Source organism: Citrobacter amalonaticus, assembly GCF_037053465.1.
Classification (GTDB): domain Bacteria; phylum Pseudomonadota; class Gammaproteobacteria; order Enterobacterales; family Enterobacteriaceae; genus Citrobacter_A; species Citrobacter_A amalonaticus_H.
The window spans coordinates 92,725-107,229 of the sequence record NZ_JBALIF010000001.1 but is presented as its reverse complement, the minus strand read 5'-3'; the positions used below and the strand labels follow the sequence as shown (position 1 = coordinate 107,229).

Genomic DNA, 14,505 nt, shown 5'->3' with positions numbered 1-14,505 from the left:
AGATCCTGTGGTGTTTTCATTATTCTCATCCATCCGTTGCTGTGTGTTTGCCGCACTAACCTTCTTCAGTATCAACGCCATGTCGAGTGTGGTGATTAGTGGTACGCGCGTAATCTATCCCTCTGACAATAATGAAGTTAGCGTCAAAATTACCAATAGCGGTTCTGCGCCAGTTTTACTGCAAAGCTGGATTGATAATGGTGATCCAAACGCCCGTCCCTCAACAATTAAGGTGCCTTTCGTCCTGACCCCTCCTGTTAATCGGGTGGACGCAGGTAAAGGGCAAACGCTGCGGATCACCTATACAGGTAACAGCCTTCCGCTGGACAAAGAAACCGTTTTTTGGCTCAACGTACTGGAAGTGCCGGCTAAAAATAAAGCGAAGGCCAATGAAAATACGCTACAGGTTGCCTTTCGCAGCCGGATAAAACTTTTTTTTCGCCCGGCTGGTTTGCAGGGCAATGCTAACGATGCGGTGAAAGCAGTTACCTGGCGAACCACGGGAAATACCATAGAAGCATCGAACCCCACGCCCTACTACGTTAATTTCGTGAATTTATCAGTTAATAACAAGAAAGTTGATGCAAGCATGGTACCGCCACACAGCTCTTTAAACATCAATCTACCGGCATCAAGCGGAAATGTAATTAACGGGGCTTTTGTTAATGACTACGGTGCAGTCGTTAATTTTTCAGCGAGCATAAAATAGCTTCGCCCCCGGATACCTGAAAGCTTATTTGCATTTATCAATACCAGGATCAGTAGCTGAGGGCTTCCTATGTCTCAATCAAAAAAAACAATTAATCGATATAAATATTCACCTCTGTCGATGGCAATTATCTCAGCTTTCTTTATCAGCAACGCAAATGCTGAAAAAGCGAATGCAGCAACCGAAAACATGGAATTTGATGCCTCTTTCCTGAATGTTGATAACGTAAGTAAATTAGATCTGAGTCGTTTTGCCTACGGCTCATCAGGTACACCCGGCATTTATAAAACAGCCATCTACGTCAACAACCAGCATGTCAGTAATAACGATATTGAATTTCGTGCGCGCGATAACAAATCGGTCTTTCCCTGTCTACCACCAGAATTGATTAAAAGCATTCCCTTTGATTACGACAAGCTTCCCGCGGACTTCCTGTCAGGAAGCAGTGAGAGAACCTGTTTTGATCTGGAGAAAAAACTGCCTGAGACGAAGGTTAATTACGACAGTAATGAACAGCGTCTGGATATCACCATCCCGCAAATTTACATGCAGAATACGGCACGAGGTACGGTGAGTCCGGAACTATGGGACAGCGGTATACCCGCGATGATGCTGGGCTATAACGTTAACGGCTATTCCAGCGAAGCAAACGGACGGACCTTCAATTCCTTGTACGCCGGGTTAAACGCCGGACTGAACATCGGAGCCTGGTATCTGCGCCATAGCGGAGCGTACAATAAAACAGGAAGCGATCCGGCCGACTATTCCAGCATCAATACCTATCTCCAGCGTGATATCCCGGCGCTGAAATCCAGGGCCTTGGTTGGACAGTCGAACACCAATGGCGAGCTGTTTGACACGGTGCCTTTTACTGGCGTGCAACTCGCAACCGATGAACGCATGCTGCCTGAATCTCTTCGCGGTTATGCCCCGGAAATCCGAGGTATTGCCCGGACTAATGCCCGCGTCACTGTCCGCCAGGGCGATCAGATTTTGTACGAAACCTCTGTGCCACCCGGCGCTTTTTTAATTAACGATTTATACCCAACCGGCTACGGCGGCGATCTCGTGGTGACCGTACGTGAAGCTGATGGTTCGGAACAGTACTTCCGCGTGCCCTATGCTGCGATGGCCCAGCTTCTGCGCCCGGGCTCATCCCGCTACGCGCTCACTGTAGGGAAATTACGTAGCAATAACCTTCGCGACGAACCAATGCTCTACCAGGCAACCTGGCTGCATGGCATCACCAACAACCTGACCGGCTATGCCGGGATGCAGTTCAGTCCGAACTATTATGCTGTTCAGGTAGGGACAGCAGTGGGTCTCTCGATTGGCGCGTTTTCGTTTGATGTGACTCACGCACGCACGCGCCTCGAGACAGGACGGCGCTCTGCATATTTGTCAAAAGCAGAAAGAAGCAGTCGCGGGCAAAGTTATCAGATTAGCTACAGCAAGCTTATCCGGGAGACTAACAGTAATATTTCACTGGCAGCCTATCGCTTCTCGACCGATGGCTATATGGATTTTTTAACCGCTATGCAGACGCGTGATGCGGTGAAAAGTGGCTTACCCACGAGCAGTGTCTGGCGCGCCAGAAACAGGATGACGCTGACGTTCGGCCAGGGGTTACCGGAAAACTGGGGTCAACTGTACCTCAGCGGCTCGTTGCAGAACTACTGGAATAAAAAGGGAACAGATAAACAGTATCAGTTTGGCTATAACAATCAGTATAGTCGGCTCTCCTGGGGGATCAGCGTGGCGAGAACATTCTCCAGTCAGGGACGCCAGCAGACCAACTATTTGCTGAGTTTCAGTCTGCCTCTGGGACGTCCTGACTCCAGCAGCGCGCCACAACTAAGAACCGATCTGACACATGATACCAGTGGCAGAACAGGTGAACAGCTCTCGCTTTCCGGTTCGGCTGGAGAAGAGAATCAGTACACCTACGGTGTTACCGCAATGCATCTTAATCAGGGCGTCGGCACCACCGGTTCACTAAACGGCAGCTACCGCAGCGGGATGACGATGCTTAATGCTTCGCTGAGCGCCGGTAAGGATTATCACAGCGTTGCTGGTGGTATGAGCGGGACTGTCGTTGCACACTCCAGAGGCATCACTTTCACGCCTTACACCTCTGATACCTTTGCGCTGATCGAAGCCAAAGGCGCGGAGGGGGCAAAAGTCTCAACCTATCCGGGAATTCGGATTGACTCACGAGGCTATGCCGTAGTGCCGTATCTGAATCCTTATCAGATGAATGATGTCAGCATCGATCCGAAAGGCATCTCCACCCAAACCGAGCTGACAAACACCAGCCAGAAAACCGCCCCCTATCTGGGGGCGGTGGTAAAAATGAAATATGAGACACGCCAGGGTACAGCCGTACTGATTAATGCCACGTGGCAAGACGAGCCCGTGCCATTTGGTGCAGAAGTTCTCGACAGCCAGGGAAAAATGGTGGGAAGCGCCGGGCAAGGTGGACAAATTTACGCTCGCGTAAGTAAAGACAAAGATCGACTGCTGGTGAAATGGGGTGAAGGCCGCACTTCGCAGTGTCACGTAGGTTACCAGTTGATGCCGGTACAAAAAGATCGTCTCACAGCCCATATTCAGCAATACAACAGCGTATGCCAGTAACCTGTCGAAGCGGCAGGTTGATTGCCAGACTTGACCTCTGGCTGCAATCACTATCTCAGAGCACTAATATAATGAATATTAACGCCATTTCACATCACATCATCGCACTCGCGCAGGTGTCAAAGCGGAAAAACTTACGGCCCCTCGCGGGCGCAACCTGTTTACTCTTCAGCCCGGTGACCTGGGCGACAGTCAACTGTGTGCCCGGCTCTGCCAATCCTCCCATTATTGATACGATCCGGCTGGCGCCGATGAATATCTCCGCGGGCCAGGATATACCCGTAGGAACCGTGATTTATCGCGGTTCCTGGAGCAGTAAGGCGCCGAGCGGAGAACATATGGTGTGTTACGGGTCATCAAGAAATCAGGAAGCGTTTAGTTTTGCGATGAACTCGATTGTCGAAAACGTTTCCCGGCCATTAGTTAACACCAGCACGATGTATGGCAACAGCGTATATGATTCCGGTATCCCTGGGATCGGCGTTGTATTTACCGATGGTGTCAGTCCAATCACCCATATCGCCAGGACCGAGGAGCGTCGGTTGCTCAATATGACGGCTTCAAATAATGTGCCGCTGGGAGTGCAAAGGACGAGTGGAGCGACACGATTCATTGAGCTTATCAAAACAGGACCTATATCACCGGGAAGCTACACCCTGAGTGCGAGCACACTACCAAAAATCAGACTGACCTATGACAATATCAGCGGTTATACGGGGGCGACCGGACTGCCGATTTCGTCGAACATTTTGCAGTTTGATGCCAGCATTACGGTGAACACACAAAGCTGTATCACACCGGATGTGAATGTTAACCTGGGTACTCATGACATCAGCCAGGCGTTCAGCGGCGTCGGCTCGAAAACCGGCTGGGTGCGCGCAGGGCTGGAATTAAAAAACTGTCCGACGTTTTATGGGTTTTATAACCAAAGCAATACGGCTCAAATTTTCATCGGTAACGCAGGTGGCACGGGTTCAATACCGGCATCGACGGCGAATGCTATCAGCGCGCAGTTTACCCCAAATACCTCTGTTGTAGACGGCCCGAATGGTGTAATGGGACTGGATTCGACGGCGACGCCAGCAGCCTCAGGAGTGGGTATTCAGCTGGGTTGGGGGGAAGGTAACCCTGTACCTTTCAATCTGAGCCAGGCGCAAGTGATGGTTTTACCAAAGGATGGTCGCAGCACGATAGCCGTACCTCTGTATGCCCGTTACATCCAGACAAACACGACGATTACCCCAGGGAAGGCAAACGGCAAAGTGACATTTTTGATTAACTATAACTGAACGGTTTACCTCCATTTCCTGTCAGCGACATTATTAAAAAGGAGCCGTTTTAGCGGCTCCTCAGGTTGTAGCCCCCTGCGAAGGTCTTGCCGGATGGCGGCTGACGCCTTATCCGGCCCAGGCAAGACTACAATATCAATTCGTTATACCATCTTTCCAGGCCCGATAAGCTTGCGCCGTGCAGCAGCAAAGTGAGTAAAAGAGTGGCAAAAGCAAAAGATCATCCAAACGACAGACGAAAAAAAAGACGCTTTTCAGCGTCTCTTTTCTGGAATTTGGTACTGAGGATGGGACTCGAACCCACAAGCCCGTTAGGGCACTACCACCTCAAGGTAGCGTGTCTACCAATTCCACCACCTCAGCACAGATACTACTATTAATGTGGGATATCGCTGGTCGGCTTAGCCGGAGCAGTTGGCTGAGTTTGCTCGGTTTTCGCCGGCGCATTCAGATTTTCCCACTCACTTCCTTTATTGGTTTTATTGCTATTGATATTGCCCAGCACCAGACTGATGATAAAGAACAGCGTCGCCAGTACAGCCGTCATACGGGTCATGAAGTTACCAGAACCACTTGAACCAAACAGCGTAGCGGAAGCGCCTGCTCCGAAGGAGGCTCCCATATCAGCGCCTTTACCTTGTTGCAGCATGATCAAGCCTACAAGGCCAATTGCCACAATAAGGAAAACTACCAAAAGAGCTTCGTACATAATCAACCTGTTCCTTGCGGAGTTGCCGCATACCAATGCTTCTGACCAATAAAGCGGGAATTTTTACTGTTTCCCACTGAAGCGGGTGTGAATACTAACCAAAGCGAATGACCTTCGCAAGGGCAATTTCAGTGCATTGTATCAACTGCGGAAAAAAACAGCAAAAGCCTCGTTTCCCGGCAATAAAAAGGCAGCTAATGCCGCCTTTTTATGCAGTTCAGTTTGCGCTTACACCGCTTTAACGGCATCGGCAATGCGATGGGCAAACTCTGTCACCTGCGCTTCATCTTCACCTTCCACCATCACACGGATAAGGGGCTCAGTTCCAGACTTACGCAGCAGCACGCGGCCACGACTTCCAAGCGCGGATTCCACATCTGCTGTGACCGCTTTCACTGTGTCATTTTCCAGCGGGTCGCCGCTGCCTGCGGTGTAGCGCACATTCACCAGAATCTGCGGGAACATCTTCATACCGCTGCACAGATCATGAAGGCTCATATGGTTACGCACCATTGCCGCCAGTACCTGTAAGCCCGCTACAATGCCGTCACCGGTGGTGGTTTTATCGAGCAGAATGACGTGACCGGAGTTTTCTGCACCAATACGCCAGCCTTTTTCCTGCATCTGTTCCAGCACGTAGCGGTCGCCCACTTTCGCACGGGTAAACGGAATGCCCAGTTGCTTCAGCGCCACTTCCAGCCCCATATTGCTCATCAACGTACCGACTGCACCACCACGAAGTTGCCCCTGACGCAGCGCTTCACGGGCAATGATATACATGATCTGATCGCCATCGACTTTATTGCCTTCATGATCGACCATAATCACGCGATCGCCGTCACCATCCAGCGCAATACCTAAATCGGCTTTCTCCGCAACAACACGCGCCTGCAGAGCCCGCACATCCGTGGCACCCACTTCTTCATTGATGTTGACACCATTTGGCTCACAGCCAATAGCAATCACCTTCGCACCCAGCTCACGCAGTACGTTGGGAGCAATGTGATAAGTCGCGCCGTTGGCGCAATCCACCACAATTTTCAGTTCGTTCAGGCTCAGTTCATTCGGGAATGTACCTTTGCAGAATTCGATGTAACGCCCGGCCGCGTCCACAATACGGCTGGCTTTACCCAGCTCGGCTGAATCCACGCAGGTGATCTCTTTTTCCATCTCCGCTTCAATCGCCTCTTCTACGGCATCCGGCAGTTTGGTACCGTCGATAGAGAAGAACTTAATACCGTTATCATAGAACGGGTTATGCGATGCGGAGATAACGATACCCGCTTCCGCACGGAAAGTACGCGTCAGGTATGCCACCGCCGGAGTCGGCATGGGGCCGGTGAATGAGGCGGACAACCCCGCAGCAGCCAGACCGGCCTCCAGAGCTGACTCCAGCATATAACCGGAAATACGAGTGTCTTTGCCGATGATGATTTTGCGCGAGCCATGACGCGCCAGAACCTTACCTGCAGCCCAGCCCAGTTTGAGCACAAAATCAGGGGTAATGGGCGCATCACCCACACGACCGCGAATCCCATCGGTACCAAAATATTTGCGGTTACTCATAGCGTTTGTTTTCCTTTGCGGACAATGTGGCTTCCACCACACGCATCGCTTCTACGGTTTCTTTGACGTCATGGACACGAATGATCTGCGCCCCTTGCATGGCGGCAATCACCGCACAAGCGAGGCTACCACTCAGGCGCTCTGAAGGCCCCACGTTGAGCAGTTGGCCCACCATCGATTTACGTGACATGCCCACCAGCAGCGGCAGGTTGAAATGATGGAACTCAGCCAGTCGCGCCAGTAATGTATAATTGTGAGAGAGATTTTTACCGAAACCGAACCCCGGGTCGAGCAACAATTTCTCTTTTGCGATGCCAGCCCTTTCACAACGTGCTATTTGCTCAATAAAGTAGCGATTAACCTCTGCAAACACGTCCTCATATTTGGGCGCTTCCTGCATGGTCTTCGGCTGGCCCTGCATATGCATCAGGCAAACCGGCAAACCGGTTTCTGCCGCCGCCTCCAGCGCGCCAGGCTCAGAGAGCGAGCGAATATCGTTAATGATGTGAGCGCCCACTCTTGCTGATTCCCGAATGACCTCAGGTTTTGAGGTATCCACAGAAATCCAGACTTCAAAACGTTGCGCGATTGCCTCAACCACGGGAATAACTCGCGACAACTCCTCTTCCACACTCACATCCACCGCGCCAGGGCGCGTAGACTCGCCGCCGACATCAATGATAGTTGCCCCCGCGTTAATCATCAGATTGGCGTGTTTCACCGCGTCAATCAGCGTGTTATGCGTTCCACCATCAGAAAATGAATCTGGTGTAACGTTAAGGATCCCCATTACATGCGGATGGCTGAGATCCAGTGAAGTGCCCTGGGCATAGAGTTTCATGGTGTTATCCCTGGTCGAAATTGATAAGAAAAAACCCCGGAGCAAGCCCCAGGGTTTTCAATAAAACGCAGTCATCAACAACGGTGACTTATTTGTCGCCTAACTGCTCTGACATGGTATTACCTGGGTTCGGCGTGCGCGGTTCATCAACCGGGCGCGGCGCACGAGGTGTGCCATTGTTGTCAGAATTGTTAGAACCGGGCTCTTCCCAACCGGCTGGCGGGCGAACGTCACGGCGAGCCATCAGGTCATCAATCTGCGGCGCATCGATGGTCTCATATTTCATGAGCGCATCTTTCATGGCATGCAGGATGTCCATGTTGTCATTCAGGAGCTGACGCGCACGATTGTAGTTACGCTCAATCAGGGCTTTCACTTCCTGGTCGATGATACGCGCAGTCTCATCAGACATATGCTTCGCTTTCGCAACGCTACGGCCCAGGAACACTTCACCCTCTTCTTCCGCATACAGCAGCGGACCAAGTTTGTCGGAGAAGCCCCATTGGGTCACCATGTTACGCGCCAGGTTGGTCGCAACCTTAATGTCGTTCGACGCGCCGGTAGAAACATGTTCTACGCCGTAGATGATCTCTTCTGCCAGACGACCGCCATACAGCGTGGAGATCTGGCTTTCCAGCTTCTGACGGCTGGCGCTGATCGCATCGCCTTCAGGCAGGAAGAAAGTCACACCCAGCGCGCGTCCACGCGGGATAATGGTCACTTTATGCACCGGATCGTGTTCCGGCACCAGACGACCGATAATCGCGTGGCCCGCTTCATGGTAAGCCGTCGATTCTTTTTGCGCTTCCGTCATCACCATGGAGCGGCGTTCCGCACCCATCATGATTTTGTCTTTCGCTTTCTCGAACTCAACCATTGAAACGACGCGTTTGTTACCACGTGCGGCAAACAGCGCCGCTTCGTTCACGAGGTTAGCCAGGTCCGCACCGGAGAAACCGGGGGTACCACGGGCAATAATTGCCGCATCGATATCCGGTGCCAGCGGTACACGACGCATATGCACTTTCAGGATCTGTTCACGACCGCGAACATCCGGCAGACCGACCACAACCTGACGGTCGAAACGACCTGGACGCAGCAGCGCAGGATCAAGTACGTCTGGACGGTTAGTTGCCGCGATAACGATGATACCTTCATTACCTTCGAAACCATCCATCTCAACCAGCATCTGGTTCAGCGTCTGTTCGCGTTCATCGTGACCACCGCCCAGACCAGCGCCACGCTGGCGGCCTACGGCATCGATTTCATCGATGAAGATAATGCACGGTGCCGCTTTCTTGGCCTGTTCGAACATGTCACGCACACGAGAAGCACCGACACCCACGAACATTTCCACGAAGTCAGAACCCGAAATGGTAAAGAAGGGGACCTTCGCTTCCCCTGCAATGGCTTTCGCCAGCAAGGTTTTACCAGTACCCGGAGGACCGACCATCAGGACGCCTTTCGGGATTTTACCACCCAGTTTCTGGAAGCGGCTCGGCTCGCGCAGGTATTCAACCAGTTCGCCCACTTCTTCTTTCGCTTCGTCACAGCCTGCGACGTCAGCAAATGTGGTTTTGATTTGATCTTCCGTCAGCATGCGCGCTTTGCTCTTACCGAACGACATGGCGCCTTTGCCACCGCCGCCCTGCATCTGACGCATAAAGAAGATCCAGACACCGATCAGCAACAGCATCGGGAACCAGGAAATGAAGATAGAAGCCAGCAGGCTCGGTTCTTCTGGTGGTTCACCAACAACCTTGACATTCTTAGTCAGCAGGTTATCAAGCAGCTTCGGATCGTTTACCGGAATGTAGGTCGTGTAACGGTTACTATCTTTCTTGGTAACGTTGATCTCACGTCCGTTGATACGTGCTTCACGAACCTGGTCGTTGTTGACCTCTTGCAGGAAGGTAGAGTAATCCACCTTACGGCCATTAGACTCGCTGGGCCCAAAGCTCTGGAATACTGACATCAGCACAACGGCAATGACCAGCCAGAGTATTAGGTTTTTCGCCATGTCACTCAAGGGATTAACCTCTTATTACAACTGTGTTAAAAACAGCGTCAGGATACTCTATATCCAGCGTCTTTCAAACTTCCGTCTGAAATCGACCAGTTATGGTTTACGCCCGGTCGCTACAATATACACTTCACGCGAACGTGCGCGAGAAGAGTCCGGCTTACGAACTTTCACCTTCGTAAACAGGGAGCGAATTTCCCTAAGATACTCATCGAAACCTTCGCCCTGGAACACCTTCACAACAAAACTGCCACCCGGCGCTAGCACATCACGACACATTTCTAACGCCAGTTCCACCAGATACATGGCACGGGGGATATCCACCGCCGGTGTTCCGCTCATGTTTGGTGCCATATCTGACATGACAACTTGTACTTTACTGTCACCCACGCGTTCCAGCAGCGCTTTCATAACAAGTTCATCACGAAAATCGCCCTGAAGAAAGTCCACACCAACGATTGGATCCATAGGTAAAAGATCGCAAGCGATGATACGGCCTTTACCGCCAATCTGCGAGACCACGTACTGTGACCAGCCTCCTGGCGCTGCACCGAGATCAACAACCGTCATTCCCGGCTTAAAAAGTTTGTCACTTTGCTGTATTTCATCAAGTTTAAACCAGGCACGGGAACGCAACCCCTTTTTCTGTGCCTCTTGAACATATTTATCGCTAAAGTGTTCCTGAAGCCAGCGACTCGAGCTGGCAGAACGCTTCTTACCTGTCATTTAACTTTCCCATCGGGGCAGAACATCGTTGCCATACGGCGTAAATTTCCACGCACTATTTGGCGATATATGGGAGATGGCGGTAGAATGACCCGTTTTCAATCCCAACGTAAGCAAAAAATACGATGAATCTGAGTACTAAACAAAAACAGCACCTGAAAGGTCTGGCACATCCGCTCAAGCCGGTCGTTATGCTTGGCAATAATGGTTTGACCGAAGGGGTACTGGCCGAGATTGAACAAGCGTTAGAGCACCATGAACTTATCAAGGTGAAAGTCGCGTCAGAAGATCGCGAAACAAAAACCTTGATCGTGGACGCTATCGTGCGCGAAACCGGCGCCTGTAACGTACAGGTCATCGGTAAAATGCTGGTGCTTTATCGCCCGAGTAAAGAACGCAAAATCTCGCTGCCGCGCTAAGAATATCCTAAAAGCCAACACAAAATCTGTGTAAAACGAGGGATTTTCCGTGGGCAGGAGAGCAAAATGCCACGCTCTCTTCGTTGATAAAAGGCCGCTATGCGGCCTTTTTCCTTTCTTTACAATACATCAACATCTTGAGTATTGGGAAATTCTTACAGGTATTCAACCCTGGTGATTTCGTACTCGACTTCTCCACCCGGCGTTTTGATGACCACAACGTCATCCTGTTCTTTACCAATCAGGCCGCGCGCTATCGGTGAATTCACTGAAATCAGGTTCTGTTTGAAGTCGGCTTCATCATCACCCACGATACGCCAGGTCTGCTCTTCGTCGTTATCCAGATTCAGAACGGTGACCGTCGCGCCAAAGACAACGCGGCCATTATTCGGCATTTTGGTGACATCAATCACCTGCGCATTCGACAGCTTCGCTTCGATATCTTTGATACGACCTTCACAAAACCCCTGCTGTTCACGCGCCGCGTGATATTCCGCATTCTCTTTCAGGTCGCCATGTTCACGCGCTTCGGCGATAGCGGCGATAATTTCAGGGCGGCGCACAGATTTCAGAAAATCCAGCTCTTCACGTAATTTTTCTGCACCACGTAAGGTCATCGGAATCGCTTGCATTTGTTATACCTCTTTAACATTCCTGTAGGGGGGCTAACGCCATACCCCGGCTGTTAAGCCTGCCCAGGTATGGTGTATACCCGGGCCAGAAGCAAAAAAATACCGACCCGGATACAAGGTCCAGGTCAGCTACAATTCTTAATATGATACTCATTTTACCCTGGAGTTCCCTATGGGTCATCGTTTACTTTCCAGGGCATTGCGCCGTAGTATGACGGCTTGTTTCCAGGTTGTTAGCGCGAGATTATGCGATTTTCCAGATTTATCATCGGATTGACCACCAGTATGACGTTCAGCGTTCAGGCCGCGAACGTAGACGAGTACATCAACCAACTTCCTGCCGGAGCCAACCTTGCCCTTATGGTTCAAAAGGTCGGCGCGCCGTCTCCCGTCATTGATTACCATAGTCAGCAAATGGCGCTTCCTGCCAGTACACAAAAAGTCATTACCGCGCTGGCGGCGTTGATACAACTCGGCCCGGACTTCCGTTTTACCACCACGCTGGAGACCAAAGGCAGCGTTGACGCGGGTGTGCTGAAGGGCGATCTGATTGCGCGATTTGGTGCCGATCCGACGTTAAAACGTCAGGATATTCGCAATATGGTCGCAAACCTGAAAAAATCAGGCGTGACGCAAATTAGCGGCAACGTCCTCATTGATACCTCTATTTTTGCCAGTCACGATAAAGCGCCAGGGTGGCCCTGGAACGACATGACCCAATGCTTCAGCGCTCCACCGGCAGCCGCGATTGTCGACAGGAACTGCTTCTCGATTTCGCTCTACAGTGCGCAAAAAGCCAACGATCTGGCCTACATTCGCGTAGCATCCTACTATCCCGTGACCATGTTCAGCCAGGTTCGCACCCTTCCACGCGGTTCTGCGGAAGCGCAATATTGTGAGCTGGACGTGGTTCCGGGCGACCTGAATCGCTTCACGCTGACTGGATGCTTGCCCCAACGTTCCGAGCCTCTCCCTTTAGCTTTTGCTATCCAGGACGGTGCCAGCTACGCCGGTGCGATTTTAAAAGATGAGCTAAAACAAGCGGGTATCACCTACAGCGGCACGCTGTTGCGCCAGACGCAAGTCAATGAGCCGGGAACTGTCGTAGCAAGTAAGCAATCGGCTCCGCTACATGACCTGCTTAAGATAATGCTGAAAAAATCCGACAACATGATTGCCGATACCGTCTTCCGGATGATTGGCCATGCGCGTTTCAATGTCCCAGGGACGTGGCGTGCGGGTTCCGATGCCGTGCGCCAGATTCTGCGTCAGCAAGCAGGAGTGGATATCGGCAACACAATCATTGCCGATGGCTCCGGTCTTTCGCGCCATAACCTGATTGCGCCCGCAACCATGATGCAGGTTCTGCAATATATTGCGCAGCATGACAACGAACTCAACTTCATCTCTATGCTGCCGCTGGCGGGCTATGACGGGTCTTTGCAATACCGTGCTGGTCTGCATCAGGCGGGAGTGGATGGTAAGGTTTCCGCGAAGACGGGGTCATTGCAGGGCGTATACAACCTTGCGGGCTTTATTACCACCGCAAGCGGGCAGCGAATGGCGTTTGTGCAATATCTGTCGGGTTATGCCGTAGAGCCGACGGATCAGCGTAACCGCCGCATTCCGCTGGTGCGTTTCGAAAGTCGGTTGTACAAAGATATTTATCAGAACAACTAGCTGGCATGATGCCGGATGACGACGTTAGCACGTCTTATCCGGCCTACATCATAGGCCGGATAAGCATCAGCGCCATCCGGCAATAAGATTAACGCTTATAAATGAACTCGACGCCTTCTTCGTCGTCTTCGTCCCAATCGTCATCCCAGTCATCTTCCGCTTCATCTTCCACTTCAGCGAGCTGCTGACGATGATAATCATCCCACATGAACTCCACTTTCTCCGGCTGCTTCGCTTCTTCCGCCTGAGTAATCGGGTTCTCGATGATAAAGGTCATCACATCCCAGCAAAGATCTTTCACGCCCAGTTGGCTTGCTGCTGAGATCAGATAGTATTTATCTTCCCAGCCCAGCGCCTGCGCGATGGCTTTGGCTTTCTCTTCGGCCTCGGCCTTATCCAGCAGATCGATTTTGTTGAAGACTAACCAACGCGGTTTGGAGGCCAGATCCTGACTGTACTTTTCCAGCTCGCCAATGATGATGCGCGCGTTCTCAACCGGATCAGAACCGTCAATCGGATCGATATCGATGAGATGCAGCAATACGCGGCAGCGCTCCAGGTGTTTCAGGAAGCGGATCCCCAGACCCGCGCCTTCTGCCGCCCCTTCAATCAAGCCAGGAATATCGGCAACCACAAAGCTCTTCTCGTTGTCCATACGAACAACGCCAAGACTCGGGACCAGCGTAGTAAACGGATAATCCGCCACTTTAGGCTTCGCCGCAGAGACCGCACGGATAAAGGTCGATTTACCCGCGTTAGGCATACCCAGCATTCCCACGTCGGCCAGCAGCATCAGTTCCAGCAGCAGATCGCGCTTATCGCCCGGTGTCCCCATCGTTTTCTGACGCGGCGTACGGTTTACTGACGATTTAAAACGGGTGTTGCCCAGACCATGCCAGCCGCCTTTTGCCACCATCAGACGCTGACCGTGTTTGGTCATATCGCCCATGGTTTCGCCCGTACCCTGGTCGATAACACGCGTACCGACCGGCACTTTAATGGTGACATCTTTACCACGCTTACCGGTGCAGTCACGGCTGGCGCCATTCTGACCACGCTCTGCGCGGAAAGATTTCTCAAAACGGTAGTCTATCAGGGTGTTCAGGTTTTCGTCGGCTTCCATCCAGACGTCGCCGCCATCACCGCCATCGCCGCCATCCGGGCCGCCTTTCGGGATGTATTTTTCGCGGCGGAAGCTTACACAACCATTACCGCCATCGCCAGCAACAACCAGAATTGTTGCTTCATCAACAAACTTCATTTTACTCTCCGTA

The 14,505-nt window shown here is 51.7% G+C and carries 12 protein-coding genes and 1 tRNA gene; 5 read left to right on the top strand and 8 right to left on the bottom strand.

From position 1 onward, the window contains the following. The first annotated feature begins 31 nt into the window (after positions 1-31). The 3 genes from WB371_RS00520 to WB371_RS00510 all read left to right on the top strand — a co-directional run bounded on the left by WB371_RS00520 (position 32) and on the right by WB371_RS00510 (position 4,635). A complete protein-coding gene (locus WB371_RS00520) occupies positions 32-709 on the top strand; it encodes a molecular chaperone (protein ID WP_336218606.1) in 678 nt (225 codons plus the stop codon). Between the two features lie 69 nt (positions 710-778). Then, positions 779-3,346 carry a fimbria/pilus outer membrane usher protein gene (locus tag WB371_RS00515; RefSeq protein WP_336218186.1) on the top strand — a complete coding sequence of 856 codons (2,568 nt, stop codon included), beginning with the start codon at positions 779-781 and terminating at the stop codon, positions 3,344-3,346. 71 nt (positions 3,347-3,417) lie between these two features. Further along, positions 3,418-4,635 carry a fimbrial protein gene (locus WB371_RS00510; protein ID WP_336218185.1) on the top strand — a complete coding sequence of 406 codons (1,218 nt, stop codon included), beginning with the start codon at positions 3,418-3,420 and terminating at the stop codon, positions 4,633-4,635. A 276-nt stretch (positions 4,636-4,911) separates the two neighbouring features. Here WB371_RS00510 and WB371_RS00505 read toward each other — a convergent pair. From WB371_RS00505 to rlmE, 6 genes are all read right to left on the bottom strand, one after another. Continuing rightward, positions 4,912-4,998, bottom strand: a tRNA-Leu gene (locus WB371_RS00505). 13 nt (positions 4,999-5,011) lie between these two features. Next, complete coding sequence (secG, locus tag WB371_RS00500; RefSeq protein WP_336218184.1) at positions 5,012-5,344, bottom strand: preprotein translocase subunit SecG; 333 nt, start codon at positions 5,342-5,344, stop codon at positions 5,012-5,014. 228 nt (positions 5,345-5,572) lie between these two features. Beyond that, the gene (gene glmM, locus WB371_RS00495; protein WP_336218183.1) at positions 5,573-6,910 is read right to left on the bottom strand and encodes a phosphoglucosamine mutase; all 1,338 of its coding nucleotides are present in this window, start codon (positions 6,908-6,910) and stop codon (positions 5,573-5,575) included. After that, positions 6,903-7,751 carry a dihydropteroate synthase gene (folP, locus tag WB371_RS00490; RefSeq protein ID WP_336218182.1) on the bottom strand — a complete coding sequence of 283 codons (849 nt, stop codon included), beginning with the start codon at positions 7,749-7,751 and terminating at the stop codon, positions 6,903-6,905. Before folP ends, glmM begins: the two co-directional genes overlap by 8 nt. An 88-nt stretch (positions 7,752-7,839) precedes the next feature. Continuing rightward, positions 7,840-9,771: an ATP-dependent zinc metalloprotease FtsH gene (ftsH, locus tag WB371_RS00485; protein ID WP_181682830.1), complete on the bottom strand. Its 1,932-nt coding sequence runs from the start codon at positions 9,769-9,771 to the stop codon at positions 7,840-7,842. Between the two features lie 99 nt (positions 9,772-9,870). After that, positions 9,871-10,500: a 23S rRNA (uridine(2552)-2'-O)-methyltransferase RlmE gene (gene rlmE, locus WB371_RS00480; protein WP_042291855.1), complete on the bottom strand. Its 630-nt coding sequence runs from the start codon at positions 10,498-10,500 to the stop codon at positions 9,871-9,873. A 125-nt stretch (positions 10,501-10,625) separates the two neighbouring features. Between rlmE and yhbY the strand changes: the two genes are divergently transcribed. After that, the gene (gene yhbY, locus WB371_RS00475; protein WP_041686369.1) at positions 10,626-10,919 is read left to right on the top strand and encodes a ribosome assembly RNA-binding protein YhbY; all 294 of its coding nucleotides are present in this window, start codon (positions 10,626-10,628) and stop codon (positions 10,917-10,919) included. Positions 10,920-11,074: 155 nt separating this feature from the next. Here yhbY and greA read toward each other — a convergent pair whose 3' ends face one another. Beyond that, positions 11,075-11,551 carry a transcription elongation factor GreA gene (greA, locus tag WB371_RS00470; RefSeq protein ID WP_042291859.1) on the bottom strand — a complete coding sequence of 159 codons (477 nt, stop codon included), beginning with the start codon at positions 11,549-11,551 and terminating at the stop codon, positions 11,075-11,077. Between the two features lie 246 nt (positions 11,552-11,797). Between greA and dacB the strand changes: the two genes are divergently transcribed. After that, positions 11,798-13,231 (top strand): serine-type D-Ala-D-Ala carboxypeptidase, encoded by a 1,434-nt coding sequence (dacB, locus tag WB371_RS00465; RefSeq protein ID WP_336218181.1) that lies wholly within the window; start codon positions 11,798-11,800, stop codon positions 13,229-13,231. A gap of 88 nt (positions 13,232-13,319) precedes the next feature. On the opposite strand, the gene cgtA is transcribed toward dacB, so the two are convergent. Beyond that, positions 13,320-14,492, bottom strand: coding sequence for an Obg family GTPase CgtA (cgtA, locus tag WB371_RS00460; RefSeq protein ID WP_336218180.1), 1,173 nt, complete (start codon positions 14,490-14,492; stop codon positions 13,320-13,322). Positions 14,493-14,505 lie beyond the last annotated feature (13 nt).

Excerpts from the sequence above, each read along its gene's own strand:
- WB371_RS00515 (WP_336218186.1), top strand. The coding sequence starts at position 779 with ATGTCTCAATCAAAAAAAACAATTAATCGATATAAATATTCACCTCTG.
- WB371_RS00510 (WP_336218185.1), top strand. The coding sequence starts at position 3,418 with ATGAATATTAACGCCATTTCACATCACATCATCGCACTCGCGCAGGTG.
- secG (WP_336218184.1), bottom strand. The coding sequence starts at position 5,344 with ATGTACGAAGCTCTTTTGGTAGTTTTCCTTATTGTGGCAATTGGCCTT.
- glmM (WP_336218183.1), bottom strand. The coding sequence starts at position 6,910 with ATGAGTAACCGCAAATATTTTGGTACCGATGGGATTCGCGGTCGTGTG.
- folP (WP_336218182.1), bottom strand. The coding sequence starts at position 7,751 with ATGAAACTCTATGCCCAGGGCACTTCACTGGATCTCAGCCATCCGCAT.
- ftsH (WP_181682830.1), bottom strand. The coding sequence starts at position 9,771 with ATGGCGAAAAACCTAATACTCTGGCTGGTCATTGCCGTTGTGCTGATG.
- rlmE (WP_042291855.1), bottom strand. The coding sequence starts at position 10,500 with ATGACAGGTAAGAAGCGTTCTGCCAGCTCGAGTCGCTGGCTTCAGGAA.
- yhbY (WP_041686369.1), top strand. The coding sequence starts at position 10,626 with ATGAATCTGAGTACTAAACAAAAACAGCACCTGAAAGGTCTGGCACAT.
- greA (WP_042291859.1), bottom strand. The coding sequence starts at position 11,551 with ATGCAAGCGATTCCGATGACCTTACGTGGTGCAGAAAAATTACGTGAA.
- dacB (WP_336218181.1), top strand. The coding sequence starts at position 11,798 with ATGCGATTTTCCAGATTTATCATCGGATTGACCACCAGTATGACGTTC.
- cgtA (WP_336218180.1), bottom strand. The coding sequence starts at position 14,492 with ATGAAGTTTGTTGATGAAGCAACAATTCTGGTTGTTGCTGGCGATGGC.